Below are 19,211 nucleotides of genomic sequence, written 5' to 3' on the forward strand. Positions count from 1 at the left end.
GGCGTCAGCGACGAGCGACACCCGCGGCTCGAGCCGCGGCGGCGACCGCCGCGGTCACCGCGGGAGCGACCCGCTCGTCGAAGGGCGAGGGAATGACATAGTCGGCGGCGAGGTCGTCCCCGACCACCGCGGCCAGCGCCTCGGCGGCGGCGATCTTCATCCCCTCCGTGATCCGCGTGGCCCGCACCTGCAGCGCGCCCGCGAAGATCCCGGGGAAGGCCAGCACGTTGTTGATCTGGTTCGGGAAGTCCGAGCGCCCGGTGGCGACGACCGCCGCGTACTTGTGCGCGACGTCCGGGTGCACCTCGGGGTTCGGGTTGGCCATCGCGAACACGAAGGCGCCCTCGGCCATGGAGGCCACGGCCTCCTCCGGGACCGTACCGCCGGAGACGCCGATGAAGACGTCCGCGCCCGCGAGGGCGTCCTCCAGCGAGCCGGTGAGGCCGGCCTTGTTCGTGAACCCGGCTAGCTCGCGCTTGACCGGGGTCAGGTCCTCCCGCTCGGCCGCCACGACGCCCTTGCGGTCGGCCACCGCCACGTCCCCGATGCCGGCCTCGACCAGCATCTTGGCGATGGCGACACCGGCCGCGCCGGCGCCCGAGATGACGACCCGCAGCTGCCCGATCTCCCGTCCGCTCAGCCGTGCCGCGTTGCGCAGCGCGGCGAGCGTCACGACGGCCGTACCGTGCTGGTCGTCGTGGAAGACCGGGATGTCCAGGCGCTCCTGGAGGCGGCGCTCGATCTCGAAGCACCGGGGCGCCGAGATGTCCTCCAGGTTCACTCCGCCGAACGAGGGAGCCAGCCGGACGACGGTCTCGACGATGTCGTCGACGTCCGTGCAGTCGAGCGCGATCGGCACCGCGTCGACTCCGCCGAACTGCTTGAACAGGATCGCCTTGCCCTCCATCACGGGGAGGGATGCCTGGGGACCGATGTCCCCGAGTCCGAGCACGGCCGTACCGTCGGTCACGACGGCGACCACCGACGACTTCCACGTGTAGTCGTTGACCAGGTCCGGCTGTTCCGCGATCGCGGTGCACACGCGCGCGACGCCGGGCGTGTACGCGAGGGAAAGGTCGTCCTTGTCGCGGACCGGCACGGTGGCCTGCACGGCCATCTTGCCGCCGCGGTGCAGCGCGAACACCGGATCGAAGGAATCGAGGGGCTCGGCCCCGCCGTCCTGGTCCGTTTTGCTGTCGCTGCGAGGATTGACGATCTCCGCTGCCACTTTGTCTTACCCCTTAGGTATGCATGGTTTGAGGGTCGACCACTCCTGGTGAGGGGTGGGCGGGCACCGCGTACGGCCCGATTGCTGATACGTGCGAGGCCATACGCGACGGGCGCGCCGCACACGCGCCCTGAGCCCCGGATGAGGGGTGTAAAGAACCTTCTTACCGGACGGACGGTGCCCGCGACGAGTCCATTAGGTCCAAGGTCACATCCCGGAACCGGAGGGCGGCGCGGACGTGACGCACGGCCGACGGGCCTCAATGGCGGGAAAACGCGCGAGCCCGGCTGATCACATCGTGAGACATGCTGAAGATTTTCCGGTGGGGATGCCGGATTTCCGCAGATGGTTCGGGGGCTATAGACCAAGGATGTACCGACCTGATGCGGTTCGGGGGTCACCCGTTATCCGATTTTGACATAGCGAGTCCCCTGAACGGCGTAGTCCGAATGGCAAGATGCCGTAAACCCACGAGGTCGCGACACCCGAAGGTGTGTGTTTCCGTCGACCCATCGGCAACTCTTCCCATCCGCCGGAGGAACCACGATGACCGCAAGCTCCACCCGTCGTACCACCGCCGTGCGCTCCCGTCTGGCCGCGGTCGGTGCGATCGCGGTCGCAGGCACCCTGCTGCTCACCGGCTGCGGTGACCAGACCCAGGACAAGGACAAGGACTCCGGCAGCGCGTCCACCAGCAGCGCCCCGCTCGCCGACAAGCTCCCCCAGGACATCCGGAGCAAGGGCAAGATCAAGGTCGGTTCGGACATCGCGTACGCCCCGGTGGAGTTCAAGGACTCCTCCGGCAAGGTCGTCGGCCTGGACCCGGACCTCGCGGCGGCCATGGGCAAGCAGCTCGGGGTGACGTTCGAGTTCGAGAACGGCACCTTCGACGCCCTGCTCACCGGCCTGCGCTCCGGCCGCAACGACATCGCGATGTCGGCGATGACGGACAACAAGAACCGCCAGCAGGGCATCGACCCCGACACGGGCAAGAAGGTGGGTGAGGGCGTCGACTTCGTCGACTACCTGACCGCCGGCGTCTCCATCTACACGCGCAAGGGCGACACCCAGGGCATCACGAACTGGTCGGACCTGTGCGGCAAGAAGATCGCCGTCGAGCGCGGCACCGTCTCCGAGGACCTGGCCAAGCAGGAGGCCAAGAAGTGTCCTAAGGGCAAGAAGCTCACCATCGAGGCGTTCGACGACGACCAGCAGTCCCAGACCCGGCTGCGCTCGGGCGGTGTGGACGCGGCCTCCTCCGACTTCCCGGTGGCGGCGTACGCGGTGAAGACCTCCGGCGGCGGCAAGGACTTCGAGATCGTCGGCGACCAGGTCGAGGCGGCCCCGTACGGCATCGCGGTCGCCAAGGACGACGCCCAGCTGCGGGACGCCCTCCAGGCCGCGATGGACGCGATCATCAAGAACGGCGACTACCAGAAGATCCTCGAGAAGTGGGGCGCTCAGGACGGCGCCGTCAAGAAGTCCGCCGTCAACGGCGGCAAGTGACCCGCGACCGGCAGAAGCGGCCACTGAGAGGCATCACCCGTGACTGACATCGACAAGACGGCGGGGCCGGCGGACACGCCGCCGGCCGGCGCCGAGGCGATCAAGGCCATCCCGGTCCGGCACTACGGACGTTACGTCTCCGCCGTCATCGCGATCGCGCTGCTCGTCGCGATCATCTACGCGTTCGGCCAGGGCAAGATCAACTGGGACGCGGTACCCGACTACTTCTTCGACGACCGGATCATGACCGGTGTCGGCAAGACCCTCCTGCTGACGGTCCTGTCGATGCTGATCGGCATCGTCGGCGGCATCGTCCTCGCGGTGATGCGGCTGTCGAAGAACCCGGTGACGTCGTCGATCGCCTGGTTCTACATCTGGTTCTTCCGGGGCACCCCGGTCCTGGTCCAGCTCGTCGTCTGGTTCAACCTGGGCCTGGTCTTCGAGTTCATCAACCTCGGTCCGCTGTACAAGGACGAGTGGTCGGACTTCATGACCCCTCTCCTGACCGCGCTGCTCGGCCTCGGCCTGAACGAGGCGGCGTACATGGCGGAGATCTGCCGCGCCGGCCTGCTCGCCGTGGACGAGGGCCAGACCGAGGCCGCCCACGCGCTGGGCATGAGCCACAGCAGGACCCTGCGCCGGATCGTCATCCCGCAGGCGATGAGGGTGATCGTGCCGCCGACCGGCAACGAGGTCATCAACATGCTGAAGACCACCTCGCTGGTGTCGGTGGTCCAGTATCCCGAGCTGTTCCGCTACGCCCAGGACATCGGCCAGAACTCCGGCGCACCGGTGGAGATGTACTTCCTCGCCGCCGCCTGGTACCTGGTGATGACCTCGATTCTGAGCGTGGGCCAGTACTACATCGAGCGGTACTACGCCCGCGGCTCCAGCCGCCAGCTGCCGCCGACACCGTGGCAGAAGATCAGGACCAGCATGTTCTCCCTGGGCCGGCCCAAGGGAGGCATGGCATGACCGACAAGCTGAGCAAGACGCAGGACACCCCGGCCGCGGGGACCGTCCCGATGGTCCGGGCGCAGGGCGTGCACAAGTCCTTCGGCCACGTCGAGGTACTGAAGGGCATCGACCTGGAGGTGAAGCCGGGCGAGGTGTTCTGCCTCATCGGCCCCTCCGGCTCGGGCAAGTCGACCTTCCTGCGCTGCATCAACCACCTGGAGAAGATCAACGCCGGGCGGCTGTACGTCGACGGTGAGCTGGTCGGCTACCGGCAGCAGGGCGACAAGCTGTACGAGCTGCGTGACCGCGAGGTCGCCACGAAGCGCCGCGACATCGGCATGGTCTTCCAGCGCTTCAACCTGTTCCCGCACATGACGGCCCTGGAGAACGTCATGGAGGCGCCGGTGCAGGTGCGGCGCGCGAACCGGTCGGAGGCCAAGGGGCGCGCCATGCAGCTGCTGGAGCGCGTGGGTCTGGCCGACCGGGCCGGGCACTATCCCTCCCAGCTCTCCGGCGGCCAGCAGCAGCGCGTGGCGATCGCCCGGGCGCTGGCGATGGACCCGAAGCTGATGCTGTTCGACGAGCCGACCTCGGCCCTGGACCCGGAGCTGGTGGGTGACGTCCTGGACGTCATGCGCGACCTCGCCGAGTCCGGCATGACCATGGTCGTCGTCACCCACGAGATGGGCTTCGCCCGGGAGGTGGGCGACAGCCTGGTCTTCATGGACGATGGTGTGGTGGTCGAATCCGGTCACCCGAGGGACGTTCTGACGAACCCACAGCACGAGCGGACGCAGTCGTTCCTGTCCAAGGTGCTCTAGCGCTCCGCCGGAGTGCGTATGTCCGGCCGCGGACCGGCTGTGGCTGGTCACGCGGTTCCCCGCCCCCCTGGGGGTGCGGCACGGGGCAGGCGGGAGGGGCGGTACGGATCTTCCGTACCGCCCCTCCCGTTCTTGTCCGGCTCACGTCGGAGCGTTCAGTCCGGCTCGCTTCGGAGCGTCCTTGTCCCGCTCACTTCAGAGCGTTCAGTCCCGCTCGCTTCGGAGCGTTCATGTCCGGCTCGCTTCGGAGCGTTCGGTCCCGGCTCACTTCAGGGCCAGCAGCAGCGTGTCCGACGGCGAGCACCACACCGGCCGCGCCTCGCCGAAGCCCCGCGCGCGCAGCACGCGCGCGTGCCAGGCCGCGGACGGCGTCTCGCCGTCCGCGTGGGCGCCGTAGATCTCGAAGCGGCGGGCGGTGGGCGCGGCGAGGACGGGGTCCTTGGCCGCCAGCGCCCACCACTCGGTCCAGTCCAGGGCACCGTCGCGCGTGGCCTGATCCATGCGGGTGTGCCGCAGGCTCCTCTCGGCCGCGTTGATCCGGGGCGTGGCGTCGTCGATCATGTGGTCGGCATTCATGAAGACGCCGCCGTACCGCACGAGTTCGGCGACCTGGCCGTAGAGAGCATCGAGGGCGTCCGTGCGCAGCCAGTGGAGGGCCGTGGCGGTGAGGACCGCGTCGTACGTGTCGTACGGCAGCCGCGCGGCCCAGTCCGGGTCCTTGAGGTCGGCCTCGACGAGGGTGACGCGGTCGTCGCCGTCGAAGGTGCCCCGGGCGATGGTGAGCAGGGCGGGGTCGAGGTCGACACCGGTGCTGGTGGCGTCCGGCAGGCGGGCGAGCAGCCGGGCGGTGATGCTGCCGGTGCCGCAGGCGAGGTCGAGGACGCGCGGCGCCGGCCCGGCGATGGCCTCGACCATGTCGAGCATGATCCGGAACCGCTCCTCGCGGTCCGGCATGTACCACTCCTGCTGCCGGTCCCAGCTCTCCTGCCACGCCTGCCAGTCGGTTCCCGCCGTGGTGGTCATGTAATCCCCTCTCCAGCCTGCGCGTAATACCCTGGAAGCGCAGGCAGCTGTTACTTCTCCGCGCTCACGAAGATAGAACGCCTCCGTAAGGACTACAAGTGGAACTGGCCTATTACTCGGATTACGCCGTCCGACTCGTCAACAGCGAGGAGCCGTCCCGGGGCAAGGACGCCCTGACCACGGTCGAGGCCGTCCGCGACCTCTTCGGCGTCAACGCGTCGGCCGCCCGCCGCGCCACCGACGCCGATGTCACCCGCTTCCGCTCGGTCCGGGCGCGGCTGCGCGGAGTCTTCGAGGCCGCCGACAAGGGCGACGAGACCCTGGCCGTGGACCTGCTGAACTCACTCCTGCTGGAGTTCCCGGTCAGCCCGCAGATCTCCGGGCACGACTTCCGCGACGACGACGGCCGTCCCCTGTGGCACATGCACCTGGCCGACCACCCGTCCAACGCCACCGCCGGCTACGCGGCCATCGCGGCGATGGGCCTCGCCTTCCACCTCACCGAGTACGGCGTCGACCGCCTCGGCCTGTGCCAGGCGCCCCCGTGCCGCAACGCCTACCTGGACACCTCCACCAACCGCTCCCGGCGCTACTGCTCGGACCGCTGCGCCACCCGCGCCAACGTCGCCGCCTACCGGGCCCGCAAGCGCTTGGAGGCCGACCGGTCCGGCAGCAGCGGCCTGGCCGCCGAGAGCGCCCAGCGCAGCAGCGCGACCGGCGAACGCTGACCGGCCCGCACCGGCCGGAGCCGGAACCACGCCTTGCCGAGGATCAGCTCCTCGGGCACCACCCCGTAGTCCGTGCTGTCCCCGCCCGCGTACGGGTTGTCCCCGAGCACCCACCAGCCGCCGTCGCGCCGCTCCACGGCCCGCTTGACCACCAGCAGGTCCTGCTGGAAGGGATGGCGCAGGACCACCACGTCACCGGGCCTGATCACACCCCGGTACCGCACCAGCAGCTGATCCCCGTGGAGCAGCGTTGGCGTCATGGACGCGCCTGTGACCTCCGCCAGTCCGAAGGGCGCCACGACCCTCCCCCGCTCGGTCTCCTGTGACAGTTCCGGCATCCCGGCACCTCCCCGGTCCGTTCCTCCACCAGTCTCAGTCTCACCCTGGACTTTTGTCCTAAGCCCTAGGGGGCAGCCGAGAAATCGACTTCCGCAGGGAGTAATGTCGCACCTGAGAAGACGATCACGAGGAAGGAATGCTCCATGCTTTCCCGCCTGTTTGCCCCCAAGGTCAAGGTCAGCGCCCACTGCGACCTGCCCTGCGGCGTGTACGACCCGGCCCAGGCCCGCATCGAGGCGGAGTCAGTGAAGGCCGTCCAGGAGAAGATGGCCGGAAACGACGACCCGCACTTCCAGGCGCGCGCCACCGTCATCAAGGAGCAGCGCGCGGAGCTCGCCAAGCACCACGTCTCCGTCCTGTGGAGCGACTACTTCAAGCCCCCGCACTTCGAGAAGTACCCGGAGCTGCACCAGCTGGTCAACGACACCCTGAAGGCCCTCTCGGCCGCCAAGGCGTCCACCGACCCGGCGACGGGCCAGAAGGCTCTGGACTACATCGAGCAGATCGCCAAGATCTTCTGGGAGACCAAGCAGGCCTGACCACCCGGTCGTCCGCCTGGCTCTGCCCGCACCCGGTCCGCAGGCCGCCACCCACGGCGGCCATCGCGGGCCGGGTGCGGTCGTTCTCCGCCGGCCGCGCGCACGGAGATCGTCCACCGCGTGTACGGGGAGATCGTCCACCGCGCGCACGGCCACCTCGGTGGACAGGAACGCGCCGACGATGTTGAGGACCCCGCTGATCAGGACCGCGGTCCTGGGTTTGAGCGCGCCGGTCGCGATGGAGGTGGCCATCGCGTTCGCGGTGTCGTGGAACCCGTTCGTGAAGTCGAACGCCAGTGCCGTGACGATGACGACCGCACGAGGAACGTGATGTGGTCCATCTCCCCAGGCAAGCAAGGGCAGACCAATACCCGGGTAATGGGAGGCGAACGCTCCGTCGAACTCGGGGAACCCCGCTGTGCGGTGCTGTGCGAAGCTGAGCAGATGACCGCCCTGGAGGACCTGCGACGGCTGCGGCGCGTACGGGACCGCATGGACCGCGAGTACGCCGAGCCGCTCGACATGACCGCCCTGGCCCGTGACGCCCTGATGTCCCCGGGCCACTTCCAGCGCAGCTTCCGCAAGGCGTTCGGCGAGACGCCGTACAGCTATCTGATGACCCGCCGGATCGAGCGGGCCAAGGCGCTGCTGCGCCGGGGCGATCTCACCGTGACCGAGGTGTGCCTCGCCGTGGGCTGTACCTCGCTCGGTTCCTTCAGCTCCCGGTTCACCGAGCTGGTCGGCGAGACACCGAGCGCCTACCGCGCCCGCGACCACGAGGAGAGCGCGGTGATCCCGTCCTGTGTGGCCCGCAGGCTGACCCGGCCGCGCCGTCGTCCGTACTGAGGCGGGGCGCGCCCGTCGGTTCTAGGGTGTGTTCATGGACGTGAAACTCGCGCAGTGTTTCATCGCGGTGGACGATCACGACAAGGCCATCGCCTTCTACCGCGATGTACTCGGTCTGGAGATCCGCAATGACGTGGGCTTCGAGGGGATGCGCTGGGTGACCCTCGGCTCGCCGCTGCAGCCGGACGTGGCGATCGTCCTGGAGCCGCCGGACGCGAGCCCGGACGCCTCCCCGGCGGACAAGCAGGCCCTCAACGAACTGCTGGCCAAGGGCCTGCTGCGCGGGGTCATCTTCACCACCCCCGACTGCGACGCGCTGTACGAGCGGGTGCGCGAGTCCGGCGCCGACGTCCTCCAGGAGCCGACGGACCAGCCCTACGGGGTGCGCGACTGCGCCTTCCGGGACCCGGCGGGCAACCAGTTGCGCTTCATCGAACGCTCCGCGGGCTGAACTCCCCCGCGCCCGCCGCCCTTCGGGTTCCGGCCGGGTCCGTCCGCAGGCTGCCTACACTCCCCGCATGATGATCCGCTGGACGTACGTCTTCGCCGACCGGCCCGCCGGCCGCCTCGCCGATGCATGCGGCTTCTGGACGGCCGTGACCGGCACCCGGCTGTCCGGATTCCGTGGTGACGACGACGAGTTCGTCACGCTGCTGCCCGCGGGGACGGACCCGAGCGTGAAGCTGCAGGGCGTCGCCGAGGGGGACGGCGGCGCCCACATCGACCTGTGCACCGAGGACGTACGGGAGCTGACCGCGCTCGCCCGCCGGCTCGGCGCCGCCCTGGTGGCGGACCACGGCGACTGGGCCGTACTGCGTTCACCCGCGGGCCAGTTGTTCTGCACGGTGCCCTGGCACGGGGAGGCGGTACGGCCACCGGTGGTCTCCGGCAGCCGCCTGGACCAGGTGTGCCTGGACATCCCGCCGTCCCGGTACGACACCGAGTGCGCCTTCTGGGCCGGGCTGACCGGGTGGGGACAACGGGCCGGATCGCGGCCGGAGTTCACCGTGCTGCTGCCACCGGCGGGCCTCCCGGCCCGGCTGCTGCTGCAGCGGCTCGGCGAGGAGCGCCCGGCCTCCGCTCACCTGGACCTGGCCTGCGCCGACATCACCGCCGTCCGAGCGCGGCACGAGGAGCTGGGTGCCGTCCTGGTGGGCGAGGGCGCCCACTGGACGGTGATGCGCGACCCGGCCGGCGGCACGTACTGCCTGACCCGCCGCGATCCGGCGACGGGCGGACTGCCGGACGGCGGCGGCCGGGACGGCGACGCCCGGTAGGCGCCCCGCCTCACCCCCAGGGCTCGACGTCCACCACGGCCTCGACCGGTACGGGGCCGTACACGTGCGGGAACTCCTCCCCACCCGGTTCAGCGGCCTCGTACCGCACCGGCACCCCGACCCGGGCCGGGTCCACCACCAGGACGACCAACTCGTCCGGGCCGTCGTGGCCGCCGTAGAGGAAGTCGGCGATGCGAGGGAGCTGCTCACGGGTGGAGAAGTGGATGAAGCCCTCCTCCTGGAGGGTGCGGCCCCGGGTGGACCACTCGTAGGCGCCGCGCTCGCGCGCCGCCTCCCACAGGGAACGCTCGGTGATGTGCAGGATGTACGGCAGTTTCGGCATGCGCCCACGCTACGGCGTTCCCCCGGGCCGCCCGGACGCCCGTTCGGCGCTGTTCTGCGTACCGGGCGCCGACGGGTCCTCCGCGCCGCCGCCCTCCGGCCGGGCCCGCACATCGACGGACCGATCGGGGACCGCGGCCGGCCGGGCGGAGGCTGCCGGCCGGGCGGCGTCCGCGCAGTCAGGGTTGCGGCACGGGCCCGGGCCCCAGAGAGGCACCCAGGCGCCCAGGGTCTTGTGCCGCTTGACGACCGTTTCGACCGGCTGTCCGCAGACGGGACAGACGGGTTCCTCGCTGCCCATGCCCCCAGGGTAGAGCGGCGACGGCCTCAGCGCTTCCTGCCGTACGTCCGCACCAGGACGCCGTTGCCGAAGGTACGCAGGGAGTCCAGAGTGAACTCCTCCAGGTCCAGACCGGTGCCGAACATCGGCATGCCCTTGCCGTAGACGAAGGGGTAGGTCTTGATGACGAGTTCGTCGATCTCGTCGAACAGCGCTCCGGCGAGCCGGGAACCACCGCACAGATAGATGTCCAGTCCGCCGTCCTCCGCCTTCAGCGCCCGGACCCGGCCGGTCAGGTCGTCGGCGATGATCTCGACGTTCGGGTCGGGCGAGGCACCGAGGCCACGGGAGGCGACGTACTCGCGCAGGTGGCCGTAGGGGCTGGTGATGCCCTCCCGCAGGGCCAGCTCATAGCTGGCACGGCCCTGGACGACCGTGTCGAAGCGCTTGTTCTCCAGGTGGTCGATGCCCAGCGCCTTGCGGCCGGCGGTGGACAGGGTCTCCGCCAGTTCCGTCGCGAGGAAGTGCGCGTACTCCTCGTCCAGGAAGCGGAACATCGCGGAGGCGTCGCCATGCTCGTCGCCGATGAATCCGTCGAGCGAACAGGCGACAACGTACGAAAGCTTGCGCAAACCGGTCTCTTTTCGCTGGAGGTGGGGAACGACCGGAGCGGTCCGCCCCGATACCGCTCCGGTTGTAGTGGTTCATTTGTAGTACTCCATCCGTCGTGGTGCAAGGGGTATTCGTGAATGGCCCGGACACAGCCGCGGCCCCGCACTCCGTGGTGTGCGGGGACCGCATGGCCGGAGTCCCCGTACCTCGCGGTGTCAGGAGCCGCACGGGCCAGGGGACTCCGGGTTCTTCACGACCACCGGACCGGCGGCCCTCAGCTGGTCCGGCGGGTGACGAACTCGGCGAGCGCCAGCAGACCGCCGGCCGCCTCGGGATCGGGGACCGCGCGGGCCAGCTCCTGCACGGCCAGGGCCATCCGGTCGGCCGCCTCGGCCTGTGCCCAGTCCCGGCCGCCGGCCCGCTCCACCGCCAGTGCCGTACGCGCGATCTCCCCCGCCTCCGCCTCCTCCTCGAGGTACGGCTTGCCGTACAGCGCGGCCAGTTCGGCCGCCGCCGGGGTGCCCGAGGTGAGCGCCGCCACCACCGGCAGGGACTTCTTGCGTGCGGCGAGATCCGCCCCGGCCGGCTTACCGGTGTGCCGCGGGTCTCCCCATATGCCGATGACGTCGTCGATCAGCTGGAAGGCGAGCCCCGCCTGGCGGCCGAAGCCGTCCAGCGCGGCCACCTCCGCCTCGCTCGCGCCCGCGTACAGCCCGCCGACCGCGCAGGCACAGCCCAGCAGTGCGCCGGTCTTGGCCTCGGCCATGGCGAGCACCTCGTCCAGGGTGACCGACTCCGGCGCGCGCCGCTCCAGGTCGGTGTCCAGGTGCTGTCCCTCGCACAGCTCGACGACACAGGCCGCGAGCCGGGACGCGGCCGGGACGGAGGCCGGGTGCGGGTCCTCGGCGAGCAGCCGGAGGGCCAGCGCCTGGATGGCGTCCCCGGCGAGGATCGCGTCGGCGTCCCCGAACACGGTCCAGGCGGTCGGCCGGTGCCTGCGGGTGGTGTCCCGGTCCATCACGTCGTCATGCAACAACGTGAAGTTGTGGACCAGTTCGACCGCCACCGCCGCCCGGACCGCCACCGCCCGCGCCGCCGGGCCGCCGAGCGCGGTGGCGGCCGCCAGCACGAGCGCCGGCCTGATCGCCTTGCCCGCGTTGCCCGTCGCCGGCGTGCCGTCGGCGTGCTGCCAGCCGAAGTGGTAGAGCCCTACCCGGCGCATGGAACCGGGCAGCGACTCCACGGCCGCACGCAGTTCCGGGTCGACCAGGGCCCGGGTGCGCTCCAGTTGGGCAGCCGCCTCCTGCCCGTCGGGCGGACCGGCGGCGTCCCCGGTCTGCTCCCGAGGCCGGCCGGCCGCGCCGGGACGCGGAACACCGGCAGCACGCTCGTCCGTCTCCGTCATGAACTCGGCCATGCCTCCCCCTCGCCTGGTCCGCGCGGGCCGGCGGCACCGGCCCGGCCGGACACACACCACGAGGGCCTACCCGTCCCGGCGGACGGGGACGCGACCGCGACGTGCGGAAACGTCACCTCCACCGGCCGATCTCGACGTTCTCCAGTACGCCGAGCGCGTCGGGCACGAGGACGGCGGCCGAGTAGTACGCCGTCACCAGGTACTTGATGATGGCCTGTTCGTTGATGCCCATGAACCGGACGGACAGGCTCGGCTCGATCTCGTCCGGGATCCCGGACTGCCGCAGGCCGATGACTCCCTGCTCCGACTCGCCGGTACGCATGGCGATGACGGAGGTCGTACGGGCCTCGCTGATCGGGATCTTGTTGCACGGGTAGATCGGCACCCCCCGCCAGGTGGGGATGCGGTTGCCGGCGATGTCGACGGTCTCCGGGACCAGTCCCCGCTTGTTCAGCTCGCGCCCGATCGCTGCGATCGCGCGCGGGTGGGCCAGGAGCAGCTTGGTGCCCCGGCGGCGGCTGAGCAGTTCGTCCAGGTCGTCCGGGCTGGGCACACCGTCGTGCGGCTGGATCCGCTGGTCGTACTCGCAGTTGCTGAGCAGCCCGAACTCCGGGTTGTTGACGAGCTCGTGCTCCTGGCGCTCCTTCAGCGCCTCGACCGTCAGCCGCAGCTGCTGCTCGGTCTGGTTCATCGGCTGGTTGTAGAGGTCGGCCACGCGCGAGTGGATACGCAGGACGGTCTGGGCGATGCTCAGTTCATACTCGCGGGGCCGCGCCTCGTAGTCCACGAAGGTGTGCGGGATGTCGGGCTCGCCGGAGTGGCCGGCCGCCAGCTCGACCTCCTTCTCGCCGTACTTGTTGGTCCGCTGGTCGGGGACCGCGCGCAGCTGCTCCAGGTGCTGGCGCAGCGAGTCGGAGCGCTCCGCGACCTGCTCGAAGTCCTGTCGGCTGAGGGTCAGCACAGTGCTCGCGGTGTCCGCGCGGACGGTGTACTCCCAGATGGCCTCCGGGTCGAGCAGCGCCTGGTCGCCGAAGTAGGCGCCGTCGGCCAGGACCCCGAGGACGGCGTCGTCGCCGTAGGGACCCGTGCCGATCTTCTCCACCCGGCCGTGGGCGAGGAGATAGACCTCGTTGGTCTGGTTGCCGAAGTCGGCGATCACCTCGCCGGGCGCGAAGTCGCGCTGACGGCAGCGCCGGGCCAGCTCCGTCAGCACCTCCTCGTCCTCGTACGACCGCAGGGCCGGCAACTCGCCCAGTTCGGCGGGGATGACCTCCACCTGGTCCCCGGTCTTCACGAAGGTGATGCGACCGTCGCCCACGGCGTAGGTCAACCGCCTGTTCACCCGGTACGTACCACCCTGGACATCCACCCAGGGAAGCGTGCGCAGCAGCCAGCGGGAGCTGATCTCCTGCATCTGCGGAACGGACTTGGTGGTGGTGGCCAGGTTCCGCGCTGCCGCCGTCCCGAGGGACTGCTGCGGCTTGCCCTGATCCGTGCGGACCTCTTCGCCTACCGACATAGAGAAATGCCCTCCCATGTATGCCCGGTGCCGAACCGCACCGGGCACCGATCTCGATCCGAGCCTTCCAGCACGGAACGTGTCCGCGCCATTACCCGAAAGAGCGGGAATGGATCATCTGATTACTGGGCACAACGAGGGATCTCACCTCGGCCCTCCCGGCATGCGCCGTCTGTCCTGATCGGCTCGCACACCATACGAACGATGTGTCCCCGGACGTCCGGTTTCGGTAGAAGCAGGCAGGACAGACGGCCGCCGCGACCGGCGGCCGGACGGGCACGGCACGAAGGAGTCGGGCATGGCCCCACCCATGTCGGCGAACGGATTCCTGGACGCACTTCGGGCGGAGGGCGTCACGGTCGTCGAGGTCGGCGACTGGCAGGACCACAACCGCAATCACAAGGGGCCCTGGGGTCCCGTCCACGGCGTGATGATCCACCACACGGTGACCCAGGGCGGCGCGCACACGGTGGAGCTGTGCCGCGACGGTTATCCGGAGCTGCCGGGTCCGCTGTGCCACGGCGTGATCACCAAGGACGGCACGGTCCACCTGGTCGGTTACGGGCGCGCCAACCACGCCGGGCTCGGTGACGACGAGGTGCTGCGAGCGGTGATCGCCGAGAAGGGGCTGCCGCCGGACAACGAGGCGAACACCGACGGCAACCGGCACTTCTACGGCTTCGAGTGCGAGAACCTCGGCGACGGGGCGGACCCGTGGCCGGATGAGCAGCTGGGCGCGATCGAGCGGGTCGCCGCGGCGCTGTGCCGCCACCACGGCTGGACGGAACGGTCGGTCATCGGCCACCGGGAGTGGCAGCCGGGCAAGGTGGACCCCCGGGGGTTCGCGATGCCCTGGCTGCGGGAGCGGGTCGCCGAGCGCCTGAAGGGGTAGCGCCGCCGGGCGGCGCCGGCCACGGCCGACGCCGTCCGGGTGCGCGCCGCGCGGCGGGCGCGGGCGCGTCGCGGCTGACCGCGCGGTTCCCCGCGCGGGGCGACAATGAGGTCGTGACCAGCCCCGACCCGCTCGCCCCCGGCCTGCCCTCCCCGCACCAGGAGATACGCGACGACCGTTTCGATCGCCAGGGGCTGCGGCTGCTGCTCAAGCGCGACGACCTGATCCACCCCGATCTCATCGGCAACAAGTGGCGCAAGCTGGTGCCGAACATCGCGGCGGCACGGGGCCGCGCCCTGGTCACCTTCGGCGGGGCCTACTCCAACCACCTGCGGGCCACCGCCGCCGCGGGCCGCCTGCTGGGCCTGCCCACCACGGGCGTGGTCCGCGGCCAGGAGCTGGCCGACCGCCCGCTCAACCCGTCCCTGGCCCGGTGCGCGGCCGACGGGATGCGGCTGCACTTCGTCGACAGATCGACATACCGCCGCAAGACCGAGCGGGACATCCTGGCCGGGATCCTGCGCGCGGCCGGCGCCGAGGGGGCGTACGTCGTCCCCGAGGGCGGCAGCAACGCCGAGGCGGTGCGCGGCTGCCGCGCCCTGGGCGTGGAACTGCGCGGCCAGGCCGACGTCGTGGCGGTCGCCTGCGGCACCGGCGGCACGCTCGCCGGTCTCGCCGCCGGACTGGCGGCCGGCCAGCGCGCGCTCGGCGTACCGGTCCTGAGGGGCGGCTTCCTGGAAGCCGACGTACAGGACCTGCAGGAACGCGCCTTCGGCGCCCGTAGCGGATCCTGGTCCCTGGACGACCGCTTCCATTGCGGCGGCTACGCCCGTACGACGCCTGAACTGGAGGCGTTCGCACGTGACTTCGAGCAGCGGCACGGACTGCCCGTGGAACGTCTCTATGTCGCCAAGTTGCTGTACGGACTCCGCGTCCTCGCGGAAGAGGGCGCCTTCCCGCGCGGGACCACGATCGCGGCCGTCGTCACCGGACGCCCGTTCCCGGAACCCCCGACTGCCGCCCGGGACGCTAACCGGCCTCTCTGAAGGCCGCCGCCTCCTCCAGGTCCAGGCGTCTCAGCAGGGCGCGCAGCATCTCGTCGTCGATGTACCGGTGGTCGCGCAGCCTGACGAAGACCTCGCGTTCGGCGCTGATCATCTCGCGGGAGAGCCGGCGGTAGGTGTCGTCCACGGACTCGCCGGTGCTCGGGTTGACCTGCCCGAGGCGCTCCCAGACGGCGTTGCGGCGGCGTTCCAGGGTCGTGCGCAGCCGGTCGGCGAGCGGCGGCGGCAGGGCGTTGCGCTCGTCCGAGAGGAGTTCGTCGAGCCGGGACTCCGCGGCCCGGGACGCCTGTGCCTGAGCGTTGGCCTCGGCGAGCGTCTCCGCCTGCCGGTCGCGGCCGGGGAACTTCAGCAGCCGGATCAGCGGCGGCAGCGTCACACCCTGTACGACGAGCGTGCCGATGACGGTGGTGAAGGTCAGGAAGAGGATCAGGTTGCGAGGCCCGTCGGCCATGGTCGACGGGATGGCGAAGGCGATGGCCAGGGACACGACACCGCGCATGCCGGCCCACGACGTGACCATCGCGCCCCGCCAGGTGGGGTTCAGTTCCCGCTCCCTGATCCGCGCCGACAGCAGCCGGGGCAGGAAGGTGGCCGGGTAGACCCAGACGAACCGGGCCACGACCACGACCACGAAGACGGCGGCGGCGTACCAGGTGGCGGAGGTGCCCTCGTACTCGCCGAGCCGCTTGAGGACGATCGGCAGCTGGAGGCCGATCAGGGCGAACACCGCGGACTCCAGCACGAAGGCGACCATCTTCCACACCGCCTCCTCCTGGAGTCTGGTGGCGAAGTCGACCTCCCACGCGCGATGGCCGAGGTAAAGGGCGACGACCACGACGGCGAGGACACCGGAGGCGTGCGCCTGTTCGGCGACCCCGTAGGCGACGAACGGGATCAGCAGCGAGAGCGTGTTCTGCAGGAGGGGCTCGGTCAGGTGCGTGCGCAGCCAGTGCAGGGGCGCCATGAGGACCAGGCCGATCCCGACGCCGCCGATCGCGGCGAGCGCGAACTCGCCGATCCCGCCCGCCCAGGTGGCGCCCTCGCCGACGACGGCACCGAGCGCCACCTTGTAGGCGGTGATCGCCGTGGCGTCGTTCAGCAGGGACTCGCCCTGGAGGATGGTGGTGATCCGGGAGGGCAGTCCGACCCGGCGCGCCACCGCCGTGGCGGCCACCGCGTCCGGCGGTGCCACCACCGCGCCCAGCACCAGCGCGGCGGGCAGCGACAGCCCGGGGACGATCAGATAGGCGGCCCAGCCGACGACGAAGGTCGCGAAGAGCACGTAGCCCACCGAGAGCAGCGCCACCGGCCGCAGCTGCGCCCGCAGATCGAGGTAGGAGCTGTCGCTCGCCGAGGTGTACAGCAGCGGGGGCAGCAGCAGCGGCAGGACGACGTGCGGATCGAGGGTGTACGACGGCACTCCGGGGATGTAGGACACCGCCAGGCCGACCGCGACGAGCAGCAGGGGCGCCGGCGCGGGAGTGCGCCTGGCCGCCGCGGCCACCGCCGCACTGCCCGCCACCAGCAACAGCAGGGGCATCAGGTCCATGGTCTCGCCCACCCTCTTTTTTCGCGCGGCCACCCGCACACCCGTCGTAATCTGGCAATCATGAAACAGTGCACGCACTCCGACGCGCTGCCGCACCCCGAACCGGAGCCGCTCCACGAGACGTGTCCGGAGTGCCTGCGGGACGGCACGCACCCCGTGCAGCTGCGGCTGTGCCTCACCTGCGGCCATGTCGGCTGCTGCGACTCCTCGCCGGGGCGGCACGCGACGGAGCACCACGCGAACTCCGGCCACCCGGTGATGCGGACCTTCGAGCCCGGCGAGGACTGGCGGTGGTGCTTCGTCGACCACGTGCTCGTCTGAGCGAGAGAGTCCCGCCCGACCGCCTCCTCGTGTGACACTGCATGTGGCGGCTGCCGCACGACGGTTCGAGCGTCTGACGTCTGGGTACGTCAACCCGGCGCGCGCTCATCCCATTTGGGCCCGCAAACCCTCTAGACACGGAGCGTATCCACAGCTTTACTGTGAGTGACGCCAGGGGGTTGGGGTGCCGGGGACAGAAACGTTCGGGGCGCGATAGCGTCACCGCTTGAACCACGTACGCGTTACCCCGGGGGGCGACCCTCGGCCCTGTAAAGCTTGTACCACCATGGAGGTGAGGGTGTCCCAGATCGCAGGCGAGCCCGCGGCGAACCAGGACTTTGTGGAAGTCCGGCTTCCGGCTGCGGGTGCCTACCTGTCGGTGCTGCGGACGGCCACGGCCGGTCTGGCGGCCCGCTTGGACTTCACCCTGGACGAGATCGAGGACTTGCGCATCGCCGTGGACGAGGCATGCGCGATCCTGCTCCAGCAGGCCGTGCCCGGCTCGGTGCTCAGCTGTGTCTTCCGGCTCGTCGACGACTCGCTGGAAGTCACCGTGTCCGCGCCGACGACGGACGGCCACGCTCCCGCGCGGGACACCTTTGCCTGGACCGTGCTGTCGGCCCTCGCGGGCAAGGTCTCGTCCGCCGTGGACGAGGACAAGACGGTGTCGATCAGTCTCTACAAACAGCGTGGCGTCGGCCCCGGGCCGGCGTGAGGAACGGGGACGGGCCGGTGCGGGACGAAGAGCGCGGCACACGGGAGCTGCCGACCGGAGACGGGGCTGCCTCCTGGGCATGGGAATCCCCCCGCTCGAGCGGTGACGGGAGCGGGGGAAGCGCCGAGACCTCCGGGGCAGGCCCTCGGGACGGTTCCCAACGCATGGCGGACGGCATCGACGGCATCCCCGAACAGGCCAGGCCGCACCCGGAGGGCGACTCGGAGCGGGTCGACGGTGACGATGCCGGACAGGGCACGCCACCGGAGACACCCGACAGCGCCGGATCCGCCGTGAGCGCCGGGGCCAGGGCTCGGGGAAGGGCTACGGGCGGGACGATGAGCGAGCACGAGCGATACGCCGGGGACGACGCGCTGGACGCGGAGGCCGTGCGGGCCGCCCAGCACGGCGCCCAGGACCGCAGCGGGGCGCGGGCGATGTTCGTCGAACTGCGCAAGCTGAACGCGGGCAGTGCGGAGTACGCGGAGCTGCGCAATCAGCTCGTCCGGATGCACCTGCCGCTCGTGGAGCACCTGGCGCGCCGGTTCCGCAACCGCGGCGAGCCGCTGGACGACCTCACCCAGGTCGCCACGATCGGCCTGATCAAGTCCGTCGACCGGTTCGACCCCGAGCGTGGCGTGGAGTTCTCCACGTACGCCACCCCGACCGTCGTCGGCGAGATCAAGCGGCACTTCCGCGACAAGGGCTGGGCGGTCCGCGTGCCGCGCCGGCTGCAGGAGCTGCGGCTCGCGCTGACCACCGCGACGGCCGAGCTGTCCCAGCTGCACGGCCGCTCCCCCACGGTGCACGAGCTGGCGGAGAAGCTCTCGATCTCCGAGGAGGAGGTCCTGGAGGGGCTGGAGTCCGCGAACGCGTACTCCACGCTGTCCCTGGACGTCCCCGACACGGACGACGAGTCGCCCGCGGTCGCCGACACCCTGGGCGCCGAGGACGAGGCGTTGGAGGGTGTGGAGTACCGCGAGTCCCTCAAGCCCCTGCTGGAGGATCTGCCGCCGCGTGAGAAGCGGATCCTGCTGCTGCGCTTCTTCGGCAACATGACCCAGTCGCAGATCGCGCAGGAGGTCGGCATCTCCCAGATGCACGTCTCGCGACTGCTGGCCCGCACCCTGGCCCAGCTGCGGGAGAAGCTCCTCGTCGAGGAGTGAGCACCGCCTGCCGGGACCTGCCCGCCCAGGGCTCCCCGGTGGGACTGCCCGCCCAGGGTTTTCGGCGGGA

22 protein-coding genes and 1 pseudogene are annotated in these 19,211 nt (G+C 70.6%); 13 read left to right on the plus strand and 10 right to left on the minus strand.

Annotated elements, in window-relative coordinates:
* Positions 1-4: 4 nt before the first annotated feature.
* The gene (locus tag ACIGYR_RS19665; RefSeq protein ID WP_399597832.1) at positions 5-1,228 is read right to left on the minus strand and encodes an NADP-dependent malic enzyme; all 1,224 of its coding nucleotides are present in this window, start codon (positions 1,226-1,228) and stop codon (positions 5-7) included.
* A gap of 546 nt (positions 1,229-1,774) precedes the next feature.
* Here ACIGYR_RS19665 and ACIGYR_RS19670 point away from each other — a divergent pair.
* Genes ACIGYR_RS19670 through ACIGYR_RS19680 form a run of 3 tightly spaced genes read left to right on the plus strand, consistent with a single transcriptional unit; the run spans position 1,775 to position 4,512 of the window.
* Complete coding sequence (locus ACIGYR_RS19670; protein WP_399597830.1) at positions 1,775-2,734, plus strand: ABC transporter substrate-binding protein; 960 nt, start codon at positions 1,775-1,777, stop codon at positions 2,732-2,734.
* 39 nt (positions 2,735-2,773) lie between these two features.
* Positions 2,774-3,709, plus strand: a complete 936-nt coding sequence (locus ACIGYR_RS19675; protein WP_391840686.1) for an amino acid ABC transporter permease — start codon at positions 2,774-2,776, stop codon at positions 3,707-3,709.
* Positions 3,710-3,759: 50 nt separating this feature from the next.
* On the plus strand, positions 3,760-4,512 hold the full coding sequence (locus ACIGYR_RS19680; RefSeq protein ID WP_399598640.1) for an amino acid ABC transporter ATP-binding protein: 753 nt from the start codon (positions 3,760-3,762) through the stop codon (positions 4,510-4,512).
* A gap of 264 nt (positions 4,513-4,776) precedes the next feature.
* Here the strand turns inward: ACIGYR_RS19680 and ACIGYR_RS19685 are convergent, their stop codons facing one another.
* Positions 4,777-5,535, minus strand: a complete 759-nt coding sequence (locus tag ACIGYR_RS19685) for a class I SAM-dependent methyltransferase (RefSeq protein WP_399597827.1) — start codon at positions 5,533-5,535, stop codon at positions 4,777-4,779.
* A 98-nt stretch (positions 5,536-5,633) separates the two neighbouring features.
* Here ACIGYR_RS19685 and ACIGYR_RS19690 point away from each other — a divergent pair, with 98 nt between their 5' ends.
* Positions 5,634-6,263, plus strand: coding sequence for a CGNR zinc finger domain-containing protein (locus ACIGYR_RS19690; protein WP_399597825.1), 630 nt, complete (start codon positions 5,634-5,636; stop codon positions 6,261-6,263).
* Here ACIGYR_RS19690 and sodX read toward each other — a convergent pair.
* Complete coding sequence (sodX, locus tag ACIGYR_RS19695; RefSeq protein WP_391840678.1) at positions 6,167-6,601, minus strand: nickel-type superoxide dismutase maturation protease; 435 nt, start codon at positions 6,599-6,601, stop codon at positions 6,167-6,169. The two genes, ACIGYR_RS19690 and sodX, sit on opposite strands and share 97 nt — an antisense overlap.
* A gap of 144 nt (positions 6,602-6,745) precedes the next feature.
* Between sodX and sodN the strand changes: the two genes are divergently transcribed.
* On the plus strand, positions 6,746-7,141 hold the full coding sequence (gene sodN, locus ACIGYR_RS19700) for a superoxide dismutase, Ni (RefSeq protein ID WP_201822975.1): 396 nt from the start codon (positions 6,746-6,748) through the stop codon (positions 7,139-7,141).
* 150 nt (positions 7,142-7,291) lie between these two features.
* Here sodN and ACIGYR_RS19705 read toward each other — a convergent pair.
* A pseudogene (locus ACIGYR_RS19705) lies at positions 7,292-7,482 on the minus strand (inorganic phosphate transporter); the annotation flags it as partial.
* 103 nt (positions 7,483-7,585) lie between these two features.
* Here ACIGYR_RS19705 and ACIGYR_RS19710 point away from each other — a divergent pair.
* From ACIGYR_RS19710 to ACIGYR_RS19720, 3 genes are all read left to right on the plus strand, one after another.
* Entirely contained in the window at positions 7,586-7,987 is a 402-nt protein-coding gene (locus tag ACIGYR_RS19710) for a helix-turn-helix transcriptional regulator (protein WP_391840677.1), read from the plus strand.
* A 34-nt stretch (positions 7,988-8,021) separates the two neighbouring features.
* Complete coding sequence (locus tag ACIGYR_RS19715; protein WP_399597821.1) at positions 8,022-8,438, plus strand: VOC family protein; 417 nt, start codon at positions 8,022-8,024, stop codon at positions 8,436-8,438.
* Positions 8,439-8,505: 67 nt separating this feature from the next.
* Positions 8,506-9,264 (plus strand): VOC family protein, encoded by a 759-nt coding sequence (locus ACIGYR_RS19720; RefSeq protein WP_399597818.1) that lies wholly within the window; start codon positions 8,506-8,508, stop codon positions 9,262-9,264.
* A 10-nt stretch (positions 9,265-9,274) separates the two neighbouring features.
* Here the strand turns inward: ACIGYR_RS19720 and ACIGYR_RS19725 are convergent, their stop codons facing one another.
* The 5 genes from ACIGYR_RS19725 to ACIGYR_RS19745 all read right to left on the minus strand — a co-directional run bounded on the left by ACIGYR_RS19725 (position 9,275) and on the right by ACIGYR_RS19745 (position 13,434).
* Positions 9,275-9,607, minus strand: a complete 333-nt coding sequence (locus tag ACIGYR_RS19725) for a DUF952 domain-containing protein (protein ID WP_391840671.1) — start codon at positions 9,605-9,607, stop codon at positions 9,275-9,277.
* Positions 9,608-9,616: 9 nt separating this feature from the next.
* Entirely contained in the window at positions 9,617-9,907 is a 291-nt protein-coding gene (locus tag ACIGYR_RS19730; protein WP_399597815.1) for a hypothetical protein, read from the minus strand.
* A 26-nt stretch (positions 9,908-9,933) separates the two neighbouring features.
* Entirely contained in the window at positions 9,934-10,518 is a 585-nt protein-coding gene (locus ACIGYR_RS19735) for a dihydrofolate reductase family protein (protein ID WP_399597812.1), read from the minus strand.
* A 254-nt stretch (positions 10,519-10,772) separates the two neighbouring features.
* The gene (locus ACIGYR_RS19740) at positions 10,773-11,915 is read right to left on the minus strand and encodes a family 2 encapsulin nanocompartment cargo protein polyprenyl transferase (protein ID WP_399597809.1); all 1,143 of its coding nucleotides are present in this window, start codon (positions 11,913-11,915) and stop codon (positions 10,773-10,775) included.
* A gap of 112 nt (positions 11,916-12,027) precedes the next feature.
* Positions 12,028-13,434 (minus strand): family 2B encapsulin nanocompartment shell protein, encoded by a 1,407-nt coding sequence (locus ACIGYR_RS19745; protein WP_391840663.1) that lies wholly within the window; start codon positions 13,432-13,434, stop codon positions 12,028-12,030.
* Positions 13,435-13,732: 298 nt separating this feature from the next.
* On the opposite strand from ACIGYR_RS19745, the gene ACIGYR_RS19750 reads away from it, so the two are divergent.
* Both ACIGYR_RS19750 and ACIGYR_RS19755 read left to right on the plus strand, forming a co-directional pair.
* Complete coding sequence (locus ACIGYR_RS19750; RefSeq protein ID WP_399597806.1) at positions 13,733-14,326, plus strand: N-acetylmuramoyl-L-alanine amidase; 594 nt, start codon at positions 13,733-13,735, stop codon at positions 14,324-14,326.
* A gap of 113 nt (positions 14,327-14,439) precedes the next feature.
* Positions 14,440-15,372 (plus strand): 1-aminocyclopropane-1-carboxylate deaminase/D-cysteine desulfhydrase, encoded by a 933-nt coding sequence (locus tag ACIGYR_RS19755; RefSeq protein WP_399597802.1) that lies wholly within the window; start codon positions 14,440-14,442, stop codon positions 15,370-15,372.
* Here ACIGYR_RS19755 and ACIGYR_RS19760 read toward each other — a convergent pair.
* Positions 15,356-16,939 (minus strand): Na+/H+ antiporter, encoded by a 1,584-nt coding sequence (locus ACIGYR_RS19760; RefSeq protein WP_399597800.1) that lies wholly within the window; start codon positions 16,937-16,939, stop codon positions 15,356-15,358. The genes ACIGYR_RS19755 and ACIGYR_RS19760 overlap by 17 nt on opposite strands.
* Positions 16,940-16,999: 60 nt before the next feature.
* On the opposite strand from ACIGYR_RS19760, the gene ACIGYR_RS19765 reads away from it, so the two are divergent.
* The 3 genes from ACIGYR_RS19765 (at position 17,000) to ACIGYR_RS19775 (ending at position 19,141) form a co-directional block, all read left to right on the plus strand.
* The gene (locus ACIGYR_RS19765) at positions 17,000-17,260 is read left to right on the plus strand and encodes a UBP-type zinc finger domain-containing protein (protein WP_391840655.1); all 261 of its coding nucleotides are present in this window, start codon (positions 17,000-17,002) and stop codon (positions 17,258-17,260) included.
* A gap of 298 nt (positions 17,261-17,558) precedes the next feature.
* Positions 17,559-17,975: an anti-sigma regulatory factor gene (locus ACIGYR_RS19770; protein WP_391840653.1), complete on the plus strand. Its 417-nt coding sequence runs from the start codon at positions 17,559-17,561 to the stop codon at positions 17,973-17,975.
* 17 nt (positions 17,976-17,992) lie between these two features.
* Positions 17,993-19,141, plus strand: a complete 1,149-nt coding sequence (locus ACIGYR_RS19775; protein WP_391840651.1) for an RNA polymerase sigma factor SigF — start codon at positions 17,993-17,995, stop codon at positions 19,139-19,141.
* The last annotated feature ends 70 nt before the right edge of the window (positions 19,142-19,211 follow it).

Origin of the sequence: Streptomyces sp. NPDC053076 (genome assembly GCF_044546845.1) — a bacterium.
In the GTDB taxonomy this organism is placed as follows: Bacteria; Actinomycetota; Actinomycetes; order Streptomycetales; family Streptomycetaceae; genus Streptomyces.